Source organism: Clostridium sp. AM34-9AC (assembly GCF_003480225.1).
Taxonomy (GTDB): Bacteria; Bacillota; Clostridia; order Lachnospirales; family Lachnospiraceae; genus Acetatifactor; species Acetatifactor acetigignens.
Map to the genome: position 1 here is coordinate 59,898 of NZ_QUIU01000007.1, position 22,724 is coordinate 82,621.

General features: G+C 46.3%; 17 protein-coding genes and 3 tRNA genes. 5 read left to right on the forward strand and 15 right to left on the reverse strand.

Translation table 11 applies throughout. The annotated features are described in order from the left end of the window. Positions 1–284: 284 nt before the first annotated feature. The 4 genes from DW835_RS18605 to DW835_RS05845 form a co-directional block, all read right to left on the reverse strand. A complete protein-coding gene (locus DW835_RS18605) occupies positions 285–1,883 on the reverse strand; it encodes an InlB B-repeat-containing protein (RefSeq protein WP_118730831.1) in 1,599 nt (532 codons plus the stop codon). A 280-nt stretch (positions 1,884–2,163) separates the two neighbouring features. Then, positions 2,164–4,788, reverse strand: a complete 2,625-nt coding sequence (ppdK, locus tag DW835_RS05835) for a pyruvate, phosphate dikinase (protein ID WP_118538103.1) — start codon at positions 4,786–4,788, stop codon at positions 2,164–2,166. Between the two features lie 417 nt (positions 4,789–5,205). After that, positions 5,206–7,185 (reverse strand): oleate hydratase, encoded by a 1,980-nt coding sequence (locus DW835_RS05840; protein ID WP_118730832.1) that lies wholly within the window; start codon positions 7,183–7,185, stop codon positions 5,206–5,208. Between the two features lie 146 nt (positions 7,186–7,331). Further along, the gene (locus tag DW835_RS05845; protein ID WP_118730833.1) at positions 7,332–7,907 is read right to left on the reverse strand and encodes a TetR/AcrR family transcriptional regulator; all 576 of its coding nucleotides are present in this window, start codon (positions 7,905–7,907) and stop codon (positions 7,332–7,334) included. Positions 7,908–8,183: 276 nt separating this feature from the next. Between DW835_RS05845 and DW835_RS05850 the strand changes: the two genes are divergently transcribed. Together DW835_RS05850 and DW835_RS05855 are read left to right on the forward strand one after the other, a co-directional pair. Beyond that, a tRNA-Pro gene (locus DW835_RS05850) sits at positions 8,184–8,258 on the forward strand. 279 nt (positions 8,259–8,537) lie between these two features. Next, positions 8,538–8,612: transfer RNA gene (locus DW835_RS05855), tRNA-Pro, on the forward strand. Between the two features lie 506 nt (positions 8,613–9,118). Here the strand turns inward: DW835_RS05855 and DW835_RS05860 are convergent. From DW835_RS05860 to DW835_RS05885, 6 genes are all read right to left on the reverse strand, one after another. Further along, on the reverse strand, positions 9,119–9,952 hold the full coding sequence (locus tag DW835_RS05860) for an alpha/beta hydrolase (RefSeq protein WP_118730852.1): 834 nt from the start codon (positions 9,950–9,952) through the stop codon (positions 9,119–9,121). Positions 9,953–10,032: 80 nt separating this feature from the next. Then, positions 10,033–10,224 (reverse strand): hypothetical protein, encoded by a 192-nt coding sequence (locus DW835_RS05865; protein WP_243037066.1) that lies wholly within the window; start codon positions 10,222–10,224, stop codon positions 10,033–10,035. A 189-nt stretch (positions 10,225–10,413) separates the two neighbouring features. Beyond that, the gene (locus DW835_RS05870) at positions 10,414–11,457 is read right to left on the reverse strand and encodes a low specificity L-threonine aldolase (RefSeq protein WP_118730834.1); all 1,044 of its coding nucleotides are present in this window, start codon (positions 11,455–11,457) and stop codon (positions 10,414–10,416) included. Between the two features lie 140 nt (positions 11,458–11,597). Further along, positions 11,598–13,052: an aminoacyl-histidine dipeptidase gene (locus tag DW835_RS05875; protein WP_118504307.1), complete on the reverse strand. Its 1,455-nt coding sequence runs from the start codon at positions 13,050–13,052 to the stop codon at positions 11,598–11,600. A 297-nt stretch (positions 13,053–13,349) separates the two neighbouring features. Continuing rightward, positions 13,350–14,681 carry an MATE family efflux transporter gene (locus DW835_RS05880; RefSeq protein ID WP_118504340.1) on the reverse strand — a complete coding sequence of 444 codons (1,332 nt, stop codon included), beginning with the start codon at positions 14,679–14,681 and terminating at the stop codon, positions 13,350–13,352. Positions 14,682–14,811: 130 nt separating this feature from the next. After that, complete coding sequence (locus tag DW835_RS05885; RefSeq protein WP_118504305.1) at positions 14,812–15,288, reverse strand: MarR family transcriptional regulator; 477 nt, start codon at positions 15,286–15,288, stop codon at positions 14,812–14,814. 304 nt (positions 15,289–15,592) lie between these two features. On the opposite strand from DW835_RS05885, the gene DW835_RS05890 reads away from it, so the two are divergent. From DW835_RS05890 to DW835_RS17810, 3 genes are all read left to right on the forward strand, one after another. Beyond that, a complete protein-coding gene (locus DW835_RS05890; RefSeq protein WP_117465036.1) occupies positions 15,593–15,934 on the forward strand; it encodes a type II toxin-antitoxin system HicB family antitoxin in 342 nt (113 codons plus the stop codon). 17 nt (positions 15,935–15,951) lie between these two features. Next, a tRNA-Gly gene (locus DW835_RS05895) sits at positions 15,952–16,022 on the forward strand. Between the two features lie 14 nt (positions 16,023–16,036). Further along, positions 16,037–16,441 (forward strand): hypothetical protein, encoded by a 405-nt coding sequence (locus DW835_RS17810; RefSeq protein ID WP_147326645.1) that lies wholly within the window; start codon positions 16,037–16,039, stop codon positions 16,439–16,441. A 101-nt stretch (positions 16,442–16,542) separates the two neighbouring features. Here DW835_RS17810 and DW835_RS05900 read toward each other — a convergent pair whose 3' ends face one another. From DW835_RS05900 to DW835_RS05920, 5 genes are all read right to left on the reverse strand, one after another. Beyond that, on the reverse strand, positions 16,543–18,054 hold the full coding sequence (locus DW835_RS05900; RefSeq protein ID WP_118730835.1) for an alpha-N-arabinofuranosidase: 1,512 nt from the start codon (positions 18,052–18,054) through the stop codon (positions 16,543–16,545). A gap of 130 nt (positions 18,055–18,184) precedes the next feature. Then, positions 18,185–19,219 (reverse strand): LacI family DNA-binding transcriptional regulator, encoded by a 1,035-nt coding sequence (locus tag DW835_RS05905; protein WP_117465035.1) that lies wholly within the window; start codon positions 19,217–19,219, stop codon positions 18,185–18,187. A gap of 76 nt (positions 19,220–19,295) precedes the next feature. Then, a complete protein-coding gene (locus DW835_RS05910; RefSeq protein WP_118504299.1) occupies positions 19,296–20,156 on the reverse strand; it encodes a carbohydrate ABC transporter permease in 861 nt (286 codons plus the stop codon). A 3-nt stretch (positions 20,157–20,159) separates the two neighbouring features. Further along, a complete protein-coding gene (locus DW835_RS05915) occupies positions 20,160–21,074 on the reverse strand; it encodes a sugar ABC transporter permease (protein WP_243029025.1) in 915 nt (304 codons plus the stop codon). A 141-nt stretch (positions 21,075–21,215) separates the two neighbouring features. Next, positions 21,216–22,646 carry a sugar ABC transporter substrate-binding protein gene (locus DW835_RS05920; protein ID WP_118730836.1) on the reverse strand — a complete coding sequence of 477 codons (1,431 nt, stop codon included), beginning with the start codon at positions 22,644–22,646 and terminating at the stop codon, positions 21,216–21,218. Between the last annotated feature and the right edge of the window lie 78 nt (positions 22,647–22,724).

Consider the following 22,724-nt stretch of genomic DNA (forward strand, 5'->3'; position numbering starts at 1 on the left):
GATTACCATTATTACACAAAAAAGAAAAGGAAGATCATCTATTTACAAGACTATCTTCCATCTTCATGTTTGTATGACTTATTTCTGTTTTATAAAATATAAAAGCCTTAGTAACTGGAAGTTACTTTTTCAATTGAGTTTTTACATTTTTTACGTTTTTACATTTTTTTACATTTTTACATTTCTTTACAAGGAATCGCGTTTGCAGTAAAAGCAACCCCCGCCACAGGTTTTTATTCCTGTAGCGGGGGGTGCTGTAAAATATGGGATTCAACTATCGCAGATCAGTATTCCAATACATAGGTTGCTGTCTCGGTAATCGGGAAGCATACCTGTCCGCCTGCATTCGAAACTGTCTTGACAATGCGGGTTCTGCCGTTGGCATCTACCTTGTAAACCGTCACTTCTCCGTTTTTCACGGGTACTGTGGTATGGAATACAACGTTTGTACCCAATGCCTGTTTGTTGGTAAAGTCGATGGTTCTGGAATGCTCTGTAACAGTATCCTTATGTTCAAAGTTGGTTTCCTTGTAACCGGACAACTTGCTCTTTGCAAGGAAGGTTACTGCATCTGAGTTGCTGATGAATACATGCAGGCCACGCAGAGCTGAGGTGGACACTGCTTTCACTGTTGCTGCAGGAATTGTCTTGTCAAAGCCGCTGGCATCTACATGAAGCAGATCCTGGTTGGCACCGGATACATTCTGCTGCTTGTCTTTTGTCTGGGTAGAGATCACTTTTGTAATGGCATCCCATCCGGTGATCTGCTCTCCTGCGATATTTGTGGTGGTCAGTACCGGTTCAGGAGCTACTGAGCCGGAGTCAGAGGAATCACTGCTGGTGTCTCCGGCGGACGGTGCAGTTGTCGGGGTTACAGGAGCAGGTGCCGGAGTCGGGGTCACAGGAGCAGGCGCCGGGCTCGGGGTTACCGATGGATTTTCAGAATCATCCGATGTTGTGCCCGGAGTTCTCAGAACGTAATAAGTATGCTGGATCATATTTTCTTCCAGAGTTGCTGGATCCGGATAATAACCTACACTTTTGTACTTGGAGTCATATACAATATAACATACGGTACTATAATTATAGATTCTTCCTATAATAACCTCATATGTATCCGTAGGATACGGATATCGCACAATATATTCGTCCGCAAATTTTTCTGCCTCTTGCAAGGTAAAAAAGGGCAGTTCCGCACTCTCCAACTCTTTTATGGTCGTTGCTCTCACCCAGTCCTTACTACCATCCGGCCATTTTTTGCACCAATGTGCATGAATTTCTGTTGCTGAGCTGTATACATTATATGACGATGCCTCATTTTTATTACTCTCGGGCTTGTCACTCTGAGGATCGTCATACCAGCCCGTAAATATATAGCCATCTCTAGTAGGTGTCGGGAGACTTGTAAGCATTCCGGCTATCATTTTAACGCTAGTGTTCATACTCATTTGCCCTTCGTGAAGATTAAATGTGGCATCATACTGGGGATAATAATAATATGTGGCGTTATTCAGATCCAATTCTGTACACGAATCTTCTACAGCCTCATATGAATTTAAATACTTTTTATACAGATAGATATAACTGTCACCTTTTTTCCCTAGCAGGTAATAATAATTACCGTTTGTACTGTCGCTTAGCGTGAAATATTTTAAATGAACTTCTTTCGCTGCGCTAATAAAGTTAATATAAGTTGCATTGTCTAATTGACTCAAATCCGCTAAGTTTTTAATTACATCCTCTTGATTCTCAGCTGTGACTTCTGTCCAGCCCGTGTTTACACTCTCTGCCGCCTTTGCGTGCATCTCCGGCACCATGCCTGCTATCAACGTAATAGCCAGTGCCAGACTAAGCACCTTTCCTAAAAATTTTGTTTTTCTCATTCTCTTTCCCCTTTCTTCTGTACTTCCGATTTCTATAAATCTGAGTTGTGTTTATTATAACAGCATTTCCAGAAAATAAGCGGCAGATTGCACCAATCGACCCAAAAACGACATCAATCGACCGGGACGGAAATATCGTGCTTTAATTCAGACGAAATAGTAACAAAAAAGAGCCTCATTACTGATATTTCTATCAGTAATGAGGTTCTCATCTTATTCTCATATACCCCAATTTATTGCTTGCGCAATACCCTCTCAGATCTGCGTGTTTACCGCCAAATTACTTATCGGCGATAGCAGCCTGTGCTGCAGCCAGTCTTGCGATAGGTACACGGAAAGGTGAGCAGGATACATAATCCAGACCAATCTTGTGGCAGAACTCTACGGAAGAAGGATCTCCACCGTGCTCACCACAGATACCAACGTGCAGCTTAGGATTTACAGGCTTACCAAGCTTGATAGCCATCTCCATCAGCTTGCCGACACCGGTCTGATCCAGCTTAGCGAACGGATCGTTCTCGAAGATCTTGGTATCATAGTAAGCGTTCAGGAACTTACCTGCATCATCACGGGAGAAGCCGAAGGTCATCTGGGTCAGGTCGTTGGTACCGAAGCAGAAGAAATCAGCTTCCTTAGCGATCTCATCAGCAGTCAGAGCTGCTCTGGGGATCTCGATCATGGTACCTACTTCGTACTTCATATCTACACCGGCAGCTGCAATCTCAGCATCAGCTGTCTCGACAACTACCTTCTTAACGAACTTAAGCTCCTTCACTTCACATACCAGAGGGATCATGATCTCGGGCTCTACATTCCAATCGGGATGTGCCTTCTTAACCTCGATTGCCGCACGGATAACAGCCTTGGTCTGCATCTTGGCAATTTCAGGATAAGTAACAGCCAGACGGCATCCTCTGTGACCCATCATAGGGTTGAACTCATGCAGAGAAGCGATGATGGTCTTGATGGTCTCTACGCTCTTGCCCTGTGCCTTAGCCAGCTTCTCAATGTCAGCTTCCTCGGTAGGAACGAACTCATGCAGAGGCGGATCCAGGAAACGGATGGTAACAGGGTTACCCTCCAGAGCCTCATACAGCTGCTTGAAGTCGTTCTGCTGATAAGGCAGAATCTTCTCCAGTGCTGCTTCTCTCTCCTCTACAGTGTCGGAACAGATCATCTCACGGAATGCTGCGATTCTGTCCTCTTCGAAGAACATATGCTCAGTACGGCACAGACCGATTCCTTCAGCGCCCAGCTCACGAGCCTTCTTAGCGTCTGCAGGAGTATCTGCATTGGTACGAACTTTTAACTTACGATATTTGTCAGCCCAAGCCATTACACGGCCGAACTCACCGGCGATGGTAGCATCAACAGTCTTGATCTCGCCATCATAGATGTTACCGGTAGTACCATCGATGGACAGCCAGTCACCTTCATGGAAGGTCTTGCCAGCCAGAGTGAACTGCTTGTTCTCCTCATCCATAGCGATATCGCCACAACCGGATACACAGCAGGTACCCATACCACGAGCAACTACTGCTGCGTGAGAGGTCATACCACCACGAACGGTCAGGATACCCTGGGAAGCCTTCATACCGGTGATATCTTCAGGAGAGGTCTCCAGACGAACCAGAACAACTCTCTCTCCTCTTGCATGCCATTCTTCTGCATCTTCTGCGGTGAATACGATCTTACCACATGCAGCTCCGGGAGAAGCACCAAGACCCTTGCCGATAGGAGTTGCAGCCTTCAGAGCAGCGGTATCGAACTGAGGATGTAACAGAGTATCCAGGTTACGAGGATCGATCATTGCAACTGCCTCTTCCTCGGTTCTCATGCCCTCATCTACCAAATCACAAGCGATCTTCAGAGCTGCCTGAGCGGTTCTCTTACCATTTCTGGTCTGTAACATGTACAACTTACCATGCTCAACAGTGAACTCCATATCCTGCATATCTCTGTAATGATCTTCCAGAGTCTTACATACTTCCTGGAACTGAGCAAATGCCTCAGGGAATTTGTCAGCCATCTCAGCGATCTTCATAGGTGTACGAACACCTGCTACTACGTCCTCACCCTGTGCGTTGGTCAGGAACTCACCGAACAGGCCCTTAGCACCGGTAGCCGGATCTCTGGTAAATGCAACACCGGTACCACAGTCATCACCCATGTTACCGAATGCCATAGACTGAACGTTAACAGCAGTACCCCAGGAATAAGGGATATCGTTGTCACGACGATAAACGTTTGCACGCGGGTTGTCCCAGGAACGGAATACAGCTTTGATAGCGCCCATCAGCTGTTCCTTGGGATCATCAGGGAAGTCTACACCGATCTTAGCCTTGTACTCAGCCTTGAACTGGCCAGCCAGTTCCTTCAGATCATCAGCAGTAAGCTCAACGTCCTGCTTAACACCCTTCTTCTCTTTCATTGCATCGATCAGCTGCTCGAAGTACTTCTTACCTACTTCCATAACAACGTCGGAATACATCTGGATAAATCTTCTATAGCAGTCCCAAGCCCAACGAGGATTGCCGGACTTCTCAGCGATTACGTTAACAACGGTCTCATTCAGACCAAGGTTCAGAATGGTATCCATCATACCGGGCATGGATGCTCTTGCGCCGGAACGAACGGATACTAACAGAGGATTCTCGTGGTCGCCGAACTTTTTGCCGGTGATCTCTTCCATCTTAGTAATGTACTCGTTGATCTGACCCTGGATCTCTTCATTGATCTCGCGTCCATCTTCATAATACTGTGTACATGCCTCTGTTGTAATGGTGAAGCCCTGAGGAACCGGCAGACCAATGTTGGTCATCTCAGCCAGATTCGCGCCCTTACCACCAAGCAGTTCGCGCATGTTTGCATTACCTTCGGTAAACAAATATACCCATTTCTTCATACTTCTTTGTCTCCCTTTTTATAATATTTTTGACAAAACTTTGTAACCCAAACCATTACCGGAGCATTTCGGCCTCGGTTTTTAGTACTTTGATATTGTAACAATCTACCAATATAATATCAAGCCGAAATTGATAATTTTTTGACAGACTACCGATTTTCGTGCACAATGTCGAAAATAGCTATTGTGTTTTTGTTTGTTTTGTCTAGTACTTTGGTATTATGTAACCGCTTACATTTGTTCAACTTTCTTTACATGCTTTTTACAGAAGCTTTTTGCATAAAAAAGAATATCGCTTGCGAGATTCTCCGCCTGCGGCGGGTCGCTTTTGCGACATATTTCATAACCGCCGCAGTGCGAAGACTCCCACCGGATTTTTCCGATGGGAGTCTTTGCACTTTTATTCCATATACAATTCTAATCCAGCATGCCGTCCTTGATCACGTTGTGGTCACGCAGCAGTTTTTCCACTACAGTACCCTTCACTACGCGAAGCAGAGGCTTCTTCAGTGCATTTAAAGGTCCGGGCAGTTCAATCTCCAGGGGAGACATGCCATCCATCAGCTTCACGCTGCTGTCCAATAACTCTCTGACATCATATACACTTCCCCATACCTCAGGCACACCTCTGTCTACACCTAACAGTCCATAGACAGCCTCCATAGCGGTTCTCACGGAATACTCTGTGGTGAACACGGTGTCTCTCGGGGTCTCTGCAAACTGGCCTAAGAAAGCGAAGTTCACACAGCCGTCGGGAATGACATCGGGACGGTCACCCTTGGTTCTGGGCATGAAGAATGCGGTAATATAAGGCATCATGGTAGGTACGCAGACTGCGCTGTGCTCTGCCAGATCCTCGATATCTTCTACGGGCACACCTAAGTGATACAGCCACTCTTCGGTGATCTCTTTACCGGTACAATCCTTCATGGGCTTCTTAATATAATCGCCGGGTACGTCGGTAAACAGACCGTATACCCATACACATACCTGATTTTTGTCCTGTTCCTTGAACTGTCCCTGACGGTTGATTGTCCAGCTCATGAGCCACTTGGAATCCTGGCAGCTTACGATACCGCCGGTTACGACCTTACCGCTTCTGGGGTCACGCTTGCAGATATTGGTGATATAAGGAATGATCTTGTCATCCAGTGTGGTCACGGTAGCGGATTCCCAGTTAGTCTTGGAGACATCAGAACAGAACTTCTCGGGATGTCCGAAGGAAGGATCCTGTTTTGCGATATTTTTCCACAGGCTCCATACGCCGCTGGTGCGAACCTCTGCGTCACCGTTGGGTGCATGGTTCTGGTCACCGTAGATAGTACCCTCGGTACAGCTTCCGTTGGTAACGAATACCAGGTCATTCTCGGTGAGGACAATGCCCTTCTCTACACCTTTTACCTTACACTCAATAGCCTTTGCCACCTTTTTGCCGTCATTGATATCGAAAATAACATTTGTCACTTCGGTGTTGAACTGGAAGTCCACACCTGCTGCCTCCAGATACTTCTTCATAGGAAGGATCAGAGACTCGTACTGGTTGTACTTGGTGAACTTCAGGGCACTGAAGTCAGGCAGTCCGGAAATATGATGGATGAATCTCTGGAAGTAAAGCTTCATTTCCAGTGCGCTGTGCCAGTTCTCGAAAGCGAACATGGTTCTCCAGTATAACCAGAAGGTGGAGTTAAATACTTCATCATCGAAAACATCTTCGATGGTCTTATCATACAGATCCTCGTCCTTGGTCATGAACAGCTTCATGATCTCCATACAGCCCTTCTGGCTTAAGTTGAACTTGCCATCGGTGTGGGCGTCCTGTCCGCAATCCTTCGTTGCACGGCACAGGGAATAGTTGGGATCTTCCTTGTTCAGCCAGTAATACTCATCCAGCACGCTGGCTCCGGGTACTTCCAGAGAGGGAATGCTGCGGAACAGATCCCACAGACATTCAAAATGGTTCTCCATCTCACGTCCGCCACGCATGATGTAGCCTCTGGTCGGATCAAAAATGCCGTCACAGGCACCGCCTGCGATGTCCATTGCCTCCAAGATGTGGATATGGGAACCTGGCATCTGTCCGTCACGTACCAGGAAGCATGCTGCAGCTAAAGATGCCAGACCGCTGCCTACGATGTAAGCGTTCTTCTCATCCACTCCTGCGGGCTTCTTAGGTCTTGCGAAGGCTTCGTAGTTACCGTTGGAATAATAGATGCCTTTGCTGTTTTTGTCATATCTGCCAAGTTCAGTGTTTCGGTAGTCCTGCTTTGCTGCCTTGACGGCTGCCTTTCTCTCTTCTTTCTTCACCTCTGCCTTATGTCCCTTGGTTACTGCTGCCACTGCGCCTGCACCTACTGCCAGCGCTGCCAGTCCCAGTCCGATATTATTCTTTTTTGCCATAATGATTACCACCTTTCTTTGATGACTCTCAAATGTTTTTCTGTTTACAAATAGTATCCTACTTCTTTTTTATAAGAAAACCAATTTACAAAAGAGGATAAATGATAAAGTTTTTATCATCCTGCCCTTTTTGTAAAGTACTTATACTATTTCAGAATTGCTTTTTCCGTCTGCTCAAAATTCTCGATGGAGCGGCTGATGTTTCCATAAAGAGTGATTGCCAGTTCTTCAACGATCTTATGATAATCATCCTTCATTCCCCGATCGATCCAGTCTAACATCACACCCACAAAACCATATTTGTAAAATCCGGCAATGAATTCCTTGTGTTCCTCCGCCACCTGCATACCGGCGCATTTTTCCTCCACCACGTCCACAATGAGCTGGTAGGTCAGCTTGTTTAAGTAGCTTTCGATCTTCTGGCGATCCACGCAGCGGTAGACATTCATAATGAAAGGTTTGTTCTCCAGCACTGCCTCGAAAATCTGGCAGAAGCCTTCTTGCCAGTTCTCGTAGGTCTTCTTCCCCTGCAGTGCCTTCGTGCCGTCTTCCACACAAACCCACTCTACCAAATCGTAAATATCTTTGAAATGATAATAGAAAGCCATGCGGCTGATGCCGCAGTCCTCTGCCAGTTCATTAATGGTGATCTTATCCAGAGGCTTCGTGAGAAGCTCTTTTTTCAAAGCTGCTTCCAGTGCCAGTTTCGTTGTATTGGCCATAACCTGTCCTCCACTGTTTTATGTATTATTTTCTGTTCTTCCTCGATATAGCTTATGTAATTCTATTATAAGCTCACGCATTCGTACCATCGTACTCTACATCTTACTTCACAGGATATTCATTCGCTAAGGTTGTCGTTCGTCAATCATGTAAACATGTTGACTTCCTTACACTCATTATATTGTACGACAATAGACTCAAAATAGGCAAATTAACTTTTTATTAAAAAACTCTTGCTTTTTGTAAAATTCCATGGTATCATCTTACTTGCGTTTCGGGGTGTGGCTCAGCTTGGTTAGAGCGCCGTCTTAGGGAGGCGGAGGTCGCGAGTTCGAATCCCGCCACTCCGATTCATGTATAGGCGTCAAAATCTTTTTACGAGGTTTTGACGTCTTTTGCTTTTGTATTTTATTTATTGATTTGGAAAAATAATGCTTTTTTCCATCCAGCCGCTAAAACAATGCACCTTTACTATTTTCACCCTCTTACTTATTAGGACTTCCTATTGCCTTACAAATGTAAAACATCCTACATTTGAAACCTTGCTTTTGAAAATTGTAGAAAAAATTTGAAAAATTTAAAAAATGGCTTGCTTTTTATAAAATTCTATGCTATGATAATTTTCGTTCCGGGGTGTGGCTCAGCTTGGTTAGAGCGCCGTCTTAGGGAGGCGGAGGTCGCGAGTTCGAATCCCGCCACTCCGATTCATTGTAAAGTCCTTGATTTTCAAGGACTTTTTTGTTACATTTCATGTTGTATCATGGTACTTTTCTGATTTTCTCTATGTTTCCTTTTGGTGTTTCCCTATAGCCACATATGCGTATTGAATCTTTCTGCTTGGAAGTCATCGGGGTATACTGTAGAATTTTGGTAGATTACGCCCCACTATCGAAACACTAACGGGGCTTATCTGAAACATTTTAAAGATTTACGCCCCGCTTTCAGAACGCCAACGGGGCTTATCTGAAACATTTTAAAGATTTACGCCCCGCTTTCAGAACGCCAACGGGGCTTATCTGAAACATTTTAAGATTTACGCCCCGCTTTCAGAACGCCAACGGGGCTTATCTGAAACATTTTAAAGATTTACGCCCCACTTTCTAAGTTTCGACGGGGCTTAGCACAAAGAAATTATAAATTAAGCCCCAGTACTCAAGATTTAGCGGGGCTTAACAAACACAATTTCAGCATGCTTATGAGCTCCACTTAATCATCCAGACACTCCTTTCCCATCTACCTCGCTGAAAAATTTTTCTATCAGTCTGTTTACCTCATCCGGTTGGTCAGTATTGGAATTATGACCGGCATTTTTTATCCATTTAAGCGGTAAACCTTCTCTCTGATGCCATTTCTTATTATAGCTTTTTGCTGAACCTGCTCTATCCTTTTCTCCACAGATAAGAAGTGCCGGACAACTGATACGATATGGCAGATCTGCTTTGATTGCCTCAGCAAGCATTCTGTACCCAAAACCGGCGAGCCCTGCATATTCTTCAGGATCTGAATCATAGGACATCATCATCTTCCGCATAAGATTCTGACCATAATCCGTCTCTGCGCACCCTCTTGACCCTGCCCTAAGAAGCACTTTCCATGGATATATCTTATATAATGGCTCTGCTCTTTCAAGAAGCCATATTTCCACTGCGGTCATATAAGACTTTTGAAGAGGTGCAGAATCAATGGAGATAAAGCCTTTTATCTTATCCGGATATAATTCCATATACATTTGAGCCAGATATCCCCCCATAGACTGACCGATAATTATGGGATTATAAATTTCTTCTTTTACTAAGATTTCATAAAGCCATTCTGCCATGTCAGACAGACTGTAATTATTCGTAAATGGTCTGGATAATGCATGTGATGGTGCATCCCATACAAACACATTCTGTCTCTTCTCAAAATATTCTGTCTGCTTTTCAAAAAGCCTATGGTCTGCCGTAAGTCCCGGTAAAAACACTAACGTAATTTTCTGCTTGTCTATTATATTTACAAAATAATGAATGCAGCCACAGGGTGTCTTATAACTGTTTTCTGTCATTTCCCGTCCCCTTTCCATAAACCATTTCCCAATGATTTATCCTTCATATGCCACCTTCATTGACCGATTAACAGAAGACCTCATTGGATATCGCATTGACCTGCCTTAGCTTGTTTATAAAGCAGACCGCTTTTAATAAACAATAATAAGAACATTACGGTTATCGCATACGGCTCTCTTGCCATAGCCAAAAACAAAACAGCAATTATACTAAGTCCTACAGACAAAGCGGTAATTATCTTTTTACCTTGTTCAAATTTGAAATAGACCATCAGTATTTTTACAATTCCTATAATCGTTAAACTAACAAACAATGCCCAATAACCACTGAAATGATGCTTAACTGAATGGCATTGGTCATTTCTTTATCCATGTGTTTTCTCCTCTGTTCTATACCTCATTAATTACTGATTTTTAAAATTCCGCAAGCCTTTCCCGGCTTGCGGAATCTTCCAAACATATTATAATTTTTCCACGCACCGGATCAGTGCATCCACATTTTCTTCCTTCGTGGCCCAACTGGTACAGAATCGCACGCAGCTGTGTGTGGCATCGATCCGTTGGTCATAGCTGTACTCGAACTGCTCTGCGATTTTTTCAAGATGAGCATCTGGTACAATGACAAAGATCTGGTTCGTCCGGTTGGGTGCCAGATATGTGTAACCCTTTGCCGTAAATGCTTCCCGCAGCTTCTCAGCCATGGCAATGGCATGGGCGGAGATTTCCTGATAGAGACCATCTGTGAAAAGAGCGTCAAACTGTAGACCCAGCAGTCTTCCCTTGGCAAGCATGCCGCCGTTCTGCTTGATGAGATATCGGAAATCCTGTGCAAGCTCCGGGTTTTTGATCACTACTGCTTCTCCAAACAATGCGCCGACCTTGGTTCCACCAATGTAAAAGACATCGCAAAGCGCCGCGATATCCGGCAATGTCAGATCATTGTCCGGCGCTGCCAGTCCGTAGCCCAGTCTGGCGCCATCTAAGAACAGATACAGTCCGTATTTGTGACAGGTCTCGGACAGAGCGGTCAGTTCCGCTTTGCTGTAAATGGTTCCAACCTCTGTGGGATTTGAAATATAAACCATTTTCGGCTGTACCATGTGTTCAAAGCTGTCGTTGTGAATATGGGCTTCGTAAGTCTCTGCTACCTGTGCTGCCGTGATCTTACCGTCGGGGCTTTCTAGTCCCAGTACCTTATGTCCGCAGGCTTCCACCGCACCGGTCTCATGGACATTGATATGTCCCGTGACAGCGCAGAGCACGCCCTGGTGCCTGCGAAGTGCTGCATTGATCACTGTGACATTGGTCTGGGTCCCACCTACCAGGAAATGGACTGCCAGGCTGTCATCCCCACATGCCTTACGGATCTTCTCGCGCGCCTCTTCACAGTATTTATCCTCACTGTAGCCCGGTGTCTGCTCCATATTGGTCTGCACCAGGTGCTCCAGCACCTTCGGATGCGCTCCCTCATTATAGTCACACTGGAATAAAATCTTATCGCTCATTTTTTTATTGACACCGCCGTGACAGTGTATTTCCTCCAAACGTTATTTATATTTTAGCTTTTTCAATTTGCAAACTCTTTACATTTTTCGATCGTTTCTATCTTATTGGCTTCTCTGGACTTCCTGTTACTCAAATTCAGTCAGTCCTTCGTCTCCAGAACCCTTACCAGATATTCCCATACTCTCTTCGTGGAAGATATGCTTAAGGTCTCCTCGGTCGTATGAATGTCCTTCATATCCGGTCCCATGGATACACAATCAAGGTCTGTGATCTTGCTGCCTAACAGTCCGCACTCCAGTCCTGCATGGATAGCCTCCACCTTGGGCTCAATGCCGTACATTTCCGCATACAGCTTCACCATTTTTTCCCGCAGTGGAGAATGCACACGGTATTTCCAGCCGGGATAATCTCCGGTCACCACGTAATCGCCGCCTGTCAGTTCCACCAGTGCAGAAAGCTTTGCGATCAGGTTATCTTTCTCACTTTCCACGCTGCTTCTGACAGAATACTCTGCCCGCAAAACTTCCGCATCTGCTTTCAGGATACCCAGATTCAGAGAAGTCTGTACCAGCCCCGGCATATCTGCGCTCATCGCCTGTACGCCGTTGGGAGTCGCCTGTAAAAAGGCTGCCACACGTTTTGTATCTTCCGGCGCAGCACAGGTGATTGTCTCTGCAGTGTCTGTTAACTTTTTTGCGGTTACTTTTACATCCGGATCCTTGGTGGCAAGTTCGTCCCCCAGTTCTGCTGCCAAAGCTGCTACCTGCTGCTCTAAGCTTTCCGCATCTTTTTCCTCTACTACGACGACTGCTTTCGTCTGTCTGGGGATGGCATTGTCTGCCAGTCCTCCGTCCGCAGATACCAGTCCTACAGGCATTTTCTCAGACAGCTTCCACAGGAGCCTTCCCAGGATACAATTGGAATTACCTCTTTCCTTATGTATCTCTCCGCCGGAATGTCCTCCTAAGAGGCCGGAGACTTCCACCTCATAGCGCACGCCCGTAAGCTCCTGTTTTTTCATCGGGAAACGGCAGTTCACTCTGGCACCGCCAGCACAGCTGGTCAGGAAAATGCCTTCGTCCTCGGAATCCAGATTGATCATGCGATGACCCTGTAACATAGACAGGTCAATCTCTCTGGCTCCGTCCATACCGACTTCCTCATCCACCGTAATGATGACTTCCAAACGGGGATGCCTGATGTCCTCGGAATCCAATAATGCCAGTGCATAAGCCACAGCAATACCATCATCGCCGCCGAGGCTGGTATTCTCCGCATAGACGCTGTCTCCGTCGATTCCTACCTTCAGTCCTTCCGTCTTCATATCCATGGTGCAATCCGGTGTCTGCACCGCTACCATGTCCATATGTCCCTGCAGGATCACCACCGGTTCCTTCTCGTATCCGGGAGTTGCCTCCTTGACCATAATGACATTTTTCATAGCATCCTGTATATAGAAAAGCTTATGTGCTTTCGCAAAGTCCACCAGGAAATCGCTGATCTGCTCCACATTGCCGGAGCCATGAGGGATCTTCGTGATCTCTTCAAAATAGTAAAATACTTTCTTCGGTTCTAAGTTCGATAAAACACCCATTTTCAATTCCTCATTTCTGCGCTTTTATAGAGAACAAAGTGCTCTTTCAGTATAAGTATTTGTCATTTTTCTGTCAAGGGAACAATCCGGTGCGCACTGTTTTATAAGTGTCACACCGGATTATTTTAAGCATAATTGTAACTATTCAGAACCCCATTCGCAAAATTGCCTCTACGAGGCTTCCTTGGAGAACAAGCCTGCCTGTTCTCTGCTCATATGGTTACTTCGCCATATAAAACTGCTTATCTGCCTGAATGCAGGCATTCGCAGAACGCAGTTTTGCATGGTTCTGAATAGTTACGCATAATGATATTGTTTTCTCTTGGCGATCAAAAATCCGATCGTCACAAACAGTGCCAGGAACTCCGCCAGCACAATGGACAGCCATACGCCGGTAATGCCGATCAGCTTCGGCAGGATCAGCACGATGACGATCTGGAATGCGAAGGTGCGCAGGAAGGAAATCGCTGCGGATACAGCTCCGTTGTTCAGTGCTGTGAAGAAGGAGGAACCCCACACATTCATGCCACGGACAAGGAAGGCAATGGCGTAGATACGGAATCCCCAGGTAGTCATTTCCAGCAGTTCCTGATCATAGCTTGCAAAAATTTTCACCAGTGGCCCCGCAAGAATCTGGGAAGCTGTCAGGAGGATTACGCCACAGGCAGAGATAATGACCAGACTTTTCCGGCACAGATTCTTCAATTCCGCATGATTGACGGCACCGTAGTGGAAGCTTACGATAGGTGCAGATCCCAGGGAATAACCGAGATACAAGGTCATGAAGATAATATCCACATACATAATGATACCATATGCCGCCACGCCGTTTTCTCCGGCCGCTTCCATCAGTTGAAAGTTATAGAGCACACCAACAATGGACGTAGACAGATTCGTCACCAGTTCGGAAGAACCGTTCATGCAGGTCTGCCAGATGACTTTTCCGTGCCACTTTGTCTTTCCAAGTCGCAACAGACTACTGTTTTTTCCGGCAAAATAGATGATTGGGATTACTCCGCCGACGACTTGTCCTGCCGCCGTTGCCAGCGCCGCTCCCGCCAGTCCCAGAGGGAACACCACGATCAGCACGTAATCCAATACCGCGTTGGTCAGTCCCGCGATCACATTTACCTTTAGACTCAGTGTCGGCTTCTCCGCTGCAATGAAAAAGCTCTGGAACAGATACTGCATAACGAATGCCGGTGTGGATAAAAACAGAATCCGGGAATAACGCACACAATCCGCTTCCAGTTCTCCGTTTGCTCCCAGTGCCAGAGCGATCTGTGGTGCCAGTGCAAAACAGATCAGTGCCACCACGATGGATACCGCCAGCGTCACATATACGATCAGGGAAAAATATTCGTTGGCAAGCTTCTTTTTACCTTCTCCCAGAGTCATGGAGACCACGGCGCTTCCTCCGGTACCCGCCATGAATCCGATGGTTCCTACTCCCATCAGCACCGGCATCACCAGATTCAGAGCGGCAAAAGGTGTCTTTCCCACAAAATTGGATACAAAGAAACCGTCTACGATGCTGTACACCGAAGTACATAGCAGCATTAAAATGGACGGTGCCACGAAGCGCAGCAGCCGCTTATAACTAAAATGATCTGATAACTGTATTTTCATAATAACCTCATGTCTTTCTGTAGCCTGCATGCCTTTCTGTAATCTACATGCCTTCCGGCACTTTTGCGTCATGTACTTATACACATTGTGCAGGCATAATTTTTCATGTCGTCCCCGAAGATTACGACGATTATATGGGCTCCGCTCCCTCTGTCAGTTTCACTATTTCTCCGCGGAATAATTCCGTATGTTTTTTCATGGTCCGCAGGAACACTTCTTCCTCCTGCTCTCCCACAGCCGCCAGCGCCCGGCGCTCCGCCTCCATCAACGGAACCACGATCCTATCCACGGTCTCCTTCCCCTTCTCCGTAAGATAGATTCTCTTGTTCTTGCGGTTGCCTTCCTCCGCACGCAGAGTAAGCAGACCTTCCTCCGTCATATTTTTCAGTGCAGAATTCACCGTCTGGGGTGTGTAGAACCAATATTCGCAGATCTCCCGCTGGGTAAATGCCTCTTCTTCCCGCTCCCGGATACAATACAGAATCCAGAAAGCCGTCTCCGACAGATTGCAGTTCTTTGCATAGACCCGGTACAGGTCATCCATTTCTTTGATCAGCTGATTATACAATGTGATCTGCGCATAAGATTTCCCTCTTTCCTCTTCCATGACCGCTCTCCTCCTGTAATTCCGAATTTCCTCGTCTATTTTTATCCGATTTCGGACTAAGTGGCATTATAATCCGAAATCGGAATATTGTCAATATGTAAAAAAATACGCAAAACAGTCACTTTCCATTGTGCCCTTCTGCGTATCGTTATATAATAACTTTGGCATCAGTTCCGGGAGGAGTGCGGTTCGCCCGTATCGCCAGTGTCTAGGTTCACCTTATTGAATATCCCGTAGAACACTCGGCGGCTGATGCTATTCTGAAATATTCTGTTTTTTCTTACTAATAATTTTGTGATTACCCATGACGCCGTTAATTATCACACCCGTTCCACGTTTAGATGAGGATATCTATGAATATACTTTGAATATACTTTTTTATACCGCATTAATTCACAAAGCTGAAGAAGGTGGGTTTTGGATTACCTTTCCTGATTTTCCAGAATGCATGACGCAGGGAGAAGACATTCAAGCTGCCTATGCCATGGCTTATGATGCCCTTGAACCGGCTGTAGCATCCCGTCTGGAAAATGAAGAACCTCTGCCAGAGGAATCCCATGTCTGCTCTTTCGATGCAAACTCTTTTAGCATTGTTGTTCCCTTTTTTCAAAAAAATACTGGAAAAAGGAAACAATATCAGTTATAATATTTCTTGTACCATTTGCAGATATGGTTCATCGGTAGAACGCTAGCTTCCCAAGCTGGAAAGGCGGGTTCGATTCCCGTTATCTGCTTATTTGAAAATTCGTTGAAAACATGGGAAAGCCAGTATTTATCGGCATTCCCACAGTTTTTATTATTTCCAAGCAGGAAGCACTTTTTCCCTGTTGTAACTGGAGAGTTAGTTTGGTGTAAAGAGCCTCAAAACAATGAATTCCGTACAAAAAACTTCCTAAACCAGGATTTTTTGTACGGAATTTCTTTATTTTGCTTATGTAGCGAAAATAGAGACTTTTTACATAGCAAAATCTCATGTTTTTGTATTTTTTTCGCAGAAATTGGCGTTTTAAATACAAACAGAGTTCCCGGAGGACCTTCTGCCGCTTCAGGAGTTTTGCATTTCATAAAAACCGTTATAAATGCACTTTTTATAAAAAAAGAACTGTATAAAAGAAGTTTTTTCACAAATTCGGCAAAGAAAACATTTTTATGAAACGAATAGCCCCGGCAAGGTATAAGGAAAAGGTGGCCACCTTTCTTATACCCTGCCAGGGGCTATCATTTTTTAACTGGCTTTCCACTTTTGTCACTATCTTATTTTCTTCCCAGCCGGATCACATTCCAGGATGCTTTCCTCAGCACGGTCTCCAACTGGCCGCCTTCTGCTTTGGCATCGTCGGCCTGACGGGGCTGTACTTTCTCTCCTGCTGCGGAGTTCACGGTCTGTAAGTCATCGGATACCAGCTCGGTCTTGCCGATCAGTTCATAGCCTTCGAAACTGCGCAGGTCCATGGTCAGGGGCAGGTCTTCTTCCAGATTACGGTTCACGGCAAATACGGTCACTTCCTCCGCTTCCTCATTCCATACCGCTACCGCTTCCACATCTGTGATGCCTCCGTGGCCGCTGGTCTCATGCTTCGGGCTGTCGATAGCCAACTGCAATACAGTTCCTCTGCCATAGCAGGATGCATGATAGAAAGGATAAAAAATGGTCTGTCTCCAGGCAATCCCGTTCTCCTCCGTCATGATCGGTGCAATGACATTCACCAGCTGTGCCAGACAGGCGATCTTTACACGGTCCGCATGCTTTAACAGCGTGATCATCATCAGACCTACCATCAGGGCATCTTCAAAGGTATAATGATCCTCCAGCAGATGAGGGGCTTTCTGCCAGGGATGATTCTCTGTGGTGTCGGCATCCTCCTTGCTGGCGTGGAACCATACATTCCATTCGTCGAAGCTTAAGTTGATCTGCTTCTTGCTGCGCTTCTTCGCTTTGACATAATCGCAGACAGACACTACCGTACGGATGAAATCATCCATGTCATCGGATTTTGCCAGATAATCATTGCTGTCCATAGCTGCATTGCCGTAATAGGTATGCAGGGACAGATAATCTACATAATCATAATTGTGTTCCAGTGTGGTAGCTTCCCACTGAGGGAAAGTAGGCATCTCCCGATAAGAACTTCCACAGGATACCAGCTCGATGGAAGGATCGATCAGTTTCATGGCCTTGCCCGCTTCCTGCGAGATCCGTCCGTATTCGTCCATAGTCTTGCTGCCCAGCTGCCAGGAGCCATCCATCTCATTACCCAGGCACCACAGTTTGATATTATAGGGATTTTCCACACCGTGGGATCTGCGAAGGTCGCTATATTTGGAGCCGCCGGGATGGTTGCAATATTCCAGCAGATTGCAGGCATCTGCCACACCTCTGGTACCCAGATTCACTGCCATCATGATCTGTGCATTCACCTGCTTCGTCCAATGGTAGAATTCCTCCAGTCCGAAGGTATTCGGCTCCAGAGATCTCCACGCCAGATCCAGTCTGGCCGGACGCTTATCCACAGGGCCTACACTGTCCTCCCAGAAAAAGTTGGATACGAAGTTACCACCGGGATAACGGATCAGGGGAACCTGCAGTTCTCTGACCAGTTGTACCACGTCCTGTCTGTAACCGTATTTGTCCGCCGTGGGATGTCCCGGCTGGTAGATACCGCCGTACACCGCCCGGCCCAGATGCTCAATAAAGGAACCGAACAGACGGTCATCCACCTTCGCCACCTTGTATGCCTTATCTAATGTAATCTTAACCTGTTTCATGCCCCAATCTCTCCCAAGTTTTTCTATAAATGATTTCTTCGTTCTTCGAACTCCCGAAATTACAACAAACATGCGTAATCCGGTCTGATCGCCGAGAGTGAGCAAGCTCTCTCTGGCTCTCTTGCGCTCATTATATCATATTCACCGAATTCCTTATAAACGGCTTACACTCCACGGAATACACCCCGTTTTTCTGATGTATCTCCTCGCCCCGCAGAAGCTTTAAGATCACCTCGCTGGCACAGTATCCGATGTCATGTAACGGCAGTCCCATGGTGGTCAGCTCCGGCTTCTCATAGCTTGCCATTTCCCTGTTATCAAAGCCTGCCACCGCAATGTTCTTACCTACCGTATATCCCAGTTCATCCAGTCGGTCATAGGCTCCGCCCGCCATAAAATCATTCATACAGAAAATCGCCGTAGCTCCCCGCTTCACCAATTCTTCCGTATGCTCATAACCGCTTTCACGATCCCATTCTCCGTAAACGATCATTCCGGGATCGTACAGCAGATTCGCTTCGAACAACGCGCTCTGGTATCCTTCCAGTCGGGACTGTGTGTGGATACTTTCCTTTTTCCCGGCGATGACACCGATTCGTTTGTGTCCGCAGGAGATCAGATACCGTACCAGCTGCTCGGCACCGCCCTTATCCTTTACCACCACAGAGGGGATCTCCGGCTTGTTGGTAAATCCGTAGGCCACCACCGTAGGAATCGGCAGATCCGCCGGGATCACATTGATCAGTCTCTCATGAGACGCCACATAGATGATCCCCTCCACCTGCTTCGACAGCAGCTTCTGGATCTCCTTCTGCACGATGTTCCGGTGGATATTGTCCTGATAATAGGCATCTCCGTATTTTTTATACAGACGTAAATTCACCAGCAGGATCTGATAATCTTCTTTTTCGCAATACTCCGTGATGCCGTCGATGATATCCGGCAGGGCAAAGACTGTCATATCCTCCGCGATGACCCCGATACTCCGGGTATTCTTCGTCTTCAGATTCTGCGCTACGATGTTCGGCGTGTAATTCATCTCCTGAATCACCTGCAGCACTCTCTTTTTGGTCTCTTCGCCCACTTTTCCCTTGTCGTTGATGATATTGGATACCGTTGCCACGGATACCCCGCACTCTCTGGCGATCTCTTTTATGGTAGGCATAGTGTCCCTCCCTTTTGTAAGCGACTTGTCTACCACCATTCTAACACAACTTTTCCCTATATCACAACAGGCTGTGTTAATTCTTCATACCGGTCAGAACGATACCTTCCACGAAACTCTTCTGTCCGAAGATATAGATCACGATACCAGGCAGGATTGTCATGAACGTCGCTGCCAGTGCTACCGGCCAGTTGGTGCCGAAGGATCCGGTAAAGTTCGTCAGTGCCACGGCAAAAGTGAATTTCGACATACTGTTAATGTAGATCAGCTGCTGCAGCATATCGTTCCAGATCTGGATAAACAGCATCATGGCTACTACCACAACTGCCGGCTTGATGGATGGCACCAGGATCGTCCACAGGATACGCATTCTGCCCGCACCGTCAATGGATGCTGCCTCGTCCAGCTCCTTCGGGATCGTCATGAGGAACTGACGGATCAGGAAAATATTGAAGAAACCGCCACCGGTTAAGTACGGCAGGATCAGCGGCCAGTAGGTATCCCCCAGTCCCAGTCCCTTGGTCCATACCACGTACAGAGGAAGCAGGGTAACCATGCTGGGCAGAAGGATCGTTCCGACGCAGATATTAAAGATCAGCTTCTTGCCGCGGAAACGAAGTCTTGCAAAAGCATAGCCACAGAAAATTGCGGTCACCGTACCAAAAGTAACTGCCGGAATGATGATGGAGAAAGTATTCCGGAAATATCTCCAGTATTCGAAGGTCTCCAAGGCTTTTGAATAGTTCGCCCACAACCACTCATGAGGAATGAAGGAAGGCGGATACTCGTTCAATTTTGCCGTACTCATCAGGGAGGACCGGAAGATCCACCAGATCGGCAGTACCACTAACAGTGCCAGCAAAAGTACGATCAGCGTTGCCACCAGATCCAGAACCAGTTGTTTCCGTTTTTTACTCGGTGATAAATTTGCTGCCATCTTCTATTCCTCCTCTCCAAATAATTGTTCTTTCTGTGTTTTGAACAGAACTATGGTAAATATACCCACAAGAATGAAGAAGATCACCGCATACGCCGCAGCGTAGCCCATCTTGTTCTTCTGGAAACCATACATATAGATCACATAGGACATGAACATGGATCGTTTACCGGGTCCGCCGTTGGTCAGCGCCAGTGCCGGGTTGATGACCTGTAAATGTGTGATCAGTGCTGTCAACACATTGTAGAAGATAATGGGAGTGATACTGGGGATCGTAATATTCCAAAATCTCTGCCATGCATTGGCCCCATCGATCTTCGCTGCTTCTATGTATACGCCGGGGACATTCTGTAATCCCGCCAGGAAGATAACGATCAGGTTGCCACTGGTCCATATGGCGATAAGCACCAGACAGGGAATAACCTGATTCGGGTCGTCCAGGAACCTCTGCTTCGGAAGTCCCATCATCCGGAGCACGAAGTTGAACAGACCGAAGTTACCTTCATATAACCATTCCCATCCTTTAAATACGCCGATGGCCGGCAGCAGATACGGGATGAAGAACAGGGAGCGGAACAATGTCCGGCCTTTTATATTCATGTTTAAGAGGATCGCTATGATCAGTGAGTATACCACGGCACCGATCACCGCCAGAAAAGCATACCATACAGTTGCTTTGATAGAATCCCAGAAATAGATATCTTTCGTAAAAATACGCTGGAAATTGGCAAGCCCTATAAATTCCGGCTTCGTAATGCCGTTCCAGTCAAACAGACTTAATACAAATACTGCAAGTGTGGGAAGATAGCTGATCAAGGTCACTCCCAGGAATGCCGGTATCAGACAGAGATATGCGGTCAGTTCTTCCTTTCTTCCTGCTCTTGTTGTAGCGTTATTTTTCTGTTTCCCTTTTTTCATTGTAACCCTCATTTCTTCACACATTTTTGCAAAGAGTAACTTATTTTCGTGAATAATTCCAAATCTTCTGATAACAACAGGTGGCCACATCACTGTAAGCCACCTGTTATGTTGTCCCAATACATTGTTGCGGTAATAGTATTACTGGTTGTTAGCCTCGTAGATTCCCTGTAACTCTTCCAGATTCTCATCAATTGCTTCCTGCATGGTCTGCTGTCCGGCCCATACATTGGAGAATACAGTATCCAAAGTAGCGTTGAATTCATCGGTGCCGTTCACATAGTACCAGGATGTGGATACCATGTTGTCCTTTGCATAGTCAACAACTGCGCTCTTATACATATCCTTATCGGGGAAATTAGGATTATCGATCCACTTATCTGTCTTCTCAGCATCAGTATACCAGGAATCCAGAATAGGCATCCAGGTACCTGCTTCGATCAGAGACCAGGAATTCTCTTCCTGATAATACCACTTTAACCACTCCATTGCTTCCTCAGGATGCTTGGTAGTAGCAAATACTACGTTAGGGCCACCGGTACAGATGGTAACCTTTTCCTTCATATAAGGAAGAACACCTACGCCATATTCGAAGTCAGCGCTCGGCCCAAGGAAGGTGCCGACATTCCATGCACCATCAGTTGCCATAACGACCTTCTTGCTTCCCAAAGAAGACTCCAGAGCGTTTGCTGCACTGGTTACGGGAGGTGCGCAGTGATATACTTCAGACAGATCTGCAATCTTCTGTAATGCGTCTACGGTTGCGGGATCATTGATGGTGCACTCAGAACCATCCTTGCTGTAGTAACCGCCGCCGTTGGACAGTGCCCATACTTCCAGCTGCCAGGGCAGGGTATTGATGGTACATCCGTAAATATCAATATTGTTGGGATCGAAGTCAGGATCCAGAGCATTTTTACCATTGATATCGATGGTAAGCTTCTGTGCTGTCTCTACAAAAGTATTCCAGTCCCAGGCATCTGCTGCACTTGCGGGAGGAGTCATTTCCTTGACATCCAGATTCTGTTTCTCACATACTTCGTTTAATAGATCAATGTTGTACCACAGATTCAGTACCTCGTTTGCTGCGGAATAAGCAACAGGCGTTCCCTGATATTTGAAGGTCAGTGCATCCAGAGGCTTTGCATCGCCTTCGCCGTACATGGAGCTGATGTCAGCCAACAGTCCGTTCTCTGCGAACTTCAGTACACCGGCCTCACTCATAATACCGGTATCGGGAAGCTCTCCTGCAGTTGCCATGGCATTCAGCTTGGTTACATAAGTATCATGGTCGATCTTAACCACTTCTACTTCGATACGATCCTGCTCACTGTTGAACTTGTCAGCCACCTTCTGAGTTGCTGCAGTCTCCGTCTCGTTACCCCACTGTGCATAGGTGATATGTACTCTCTCACCACTGCCACTGTCAGAACTCGTCTGTGTCTGTGCCGGCTGGCTTCCTGCATCTGCGGATGCTGCCGGTGCCTGATTGCTGTTGCCACACCCTGTAAGTACCATTGCTGTTGCCATTGCGGTTGCAAGGACTGTACTTACGATTTTCTTGTTTTTCATACCTTTCTCTCCTTTACCTTTCTTTATTATAACGACAATAGGTTGTCGTTGTAAACACCCGATTGTAAACGCTTACAC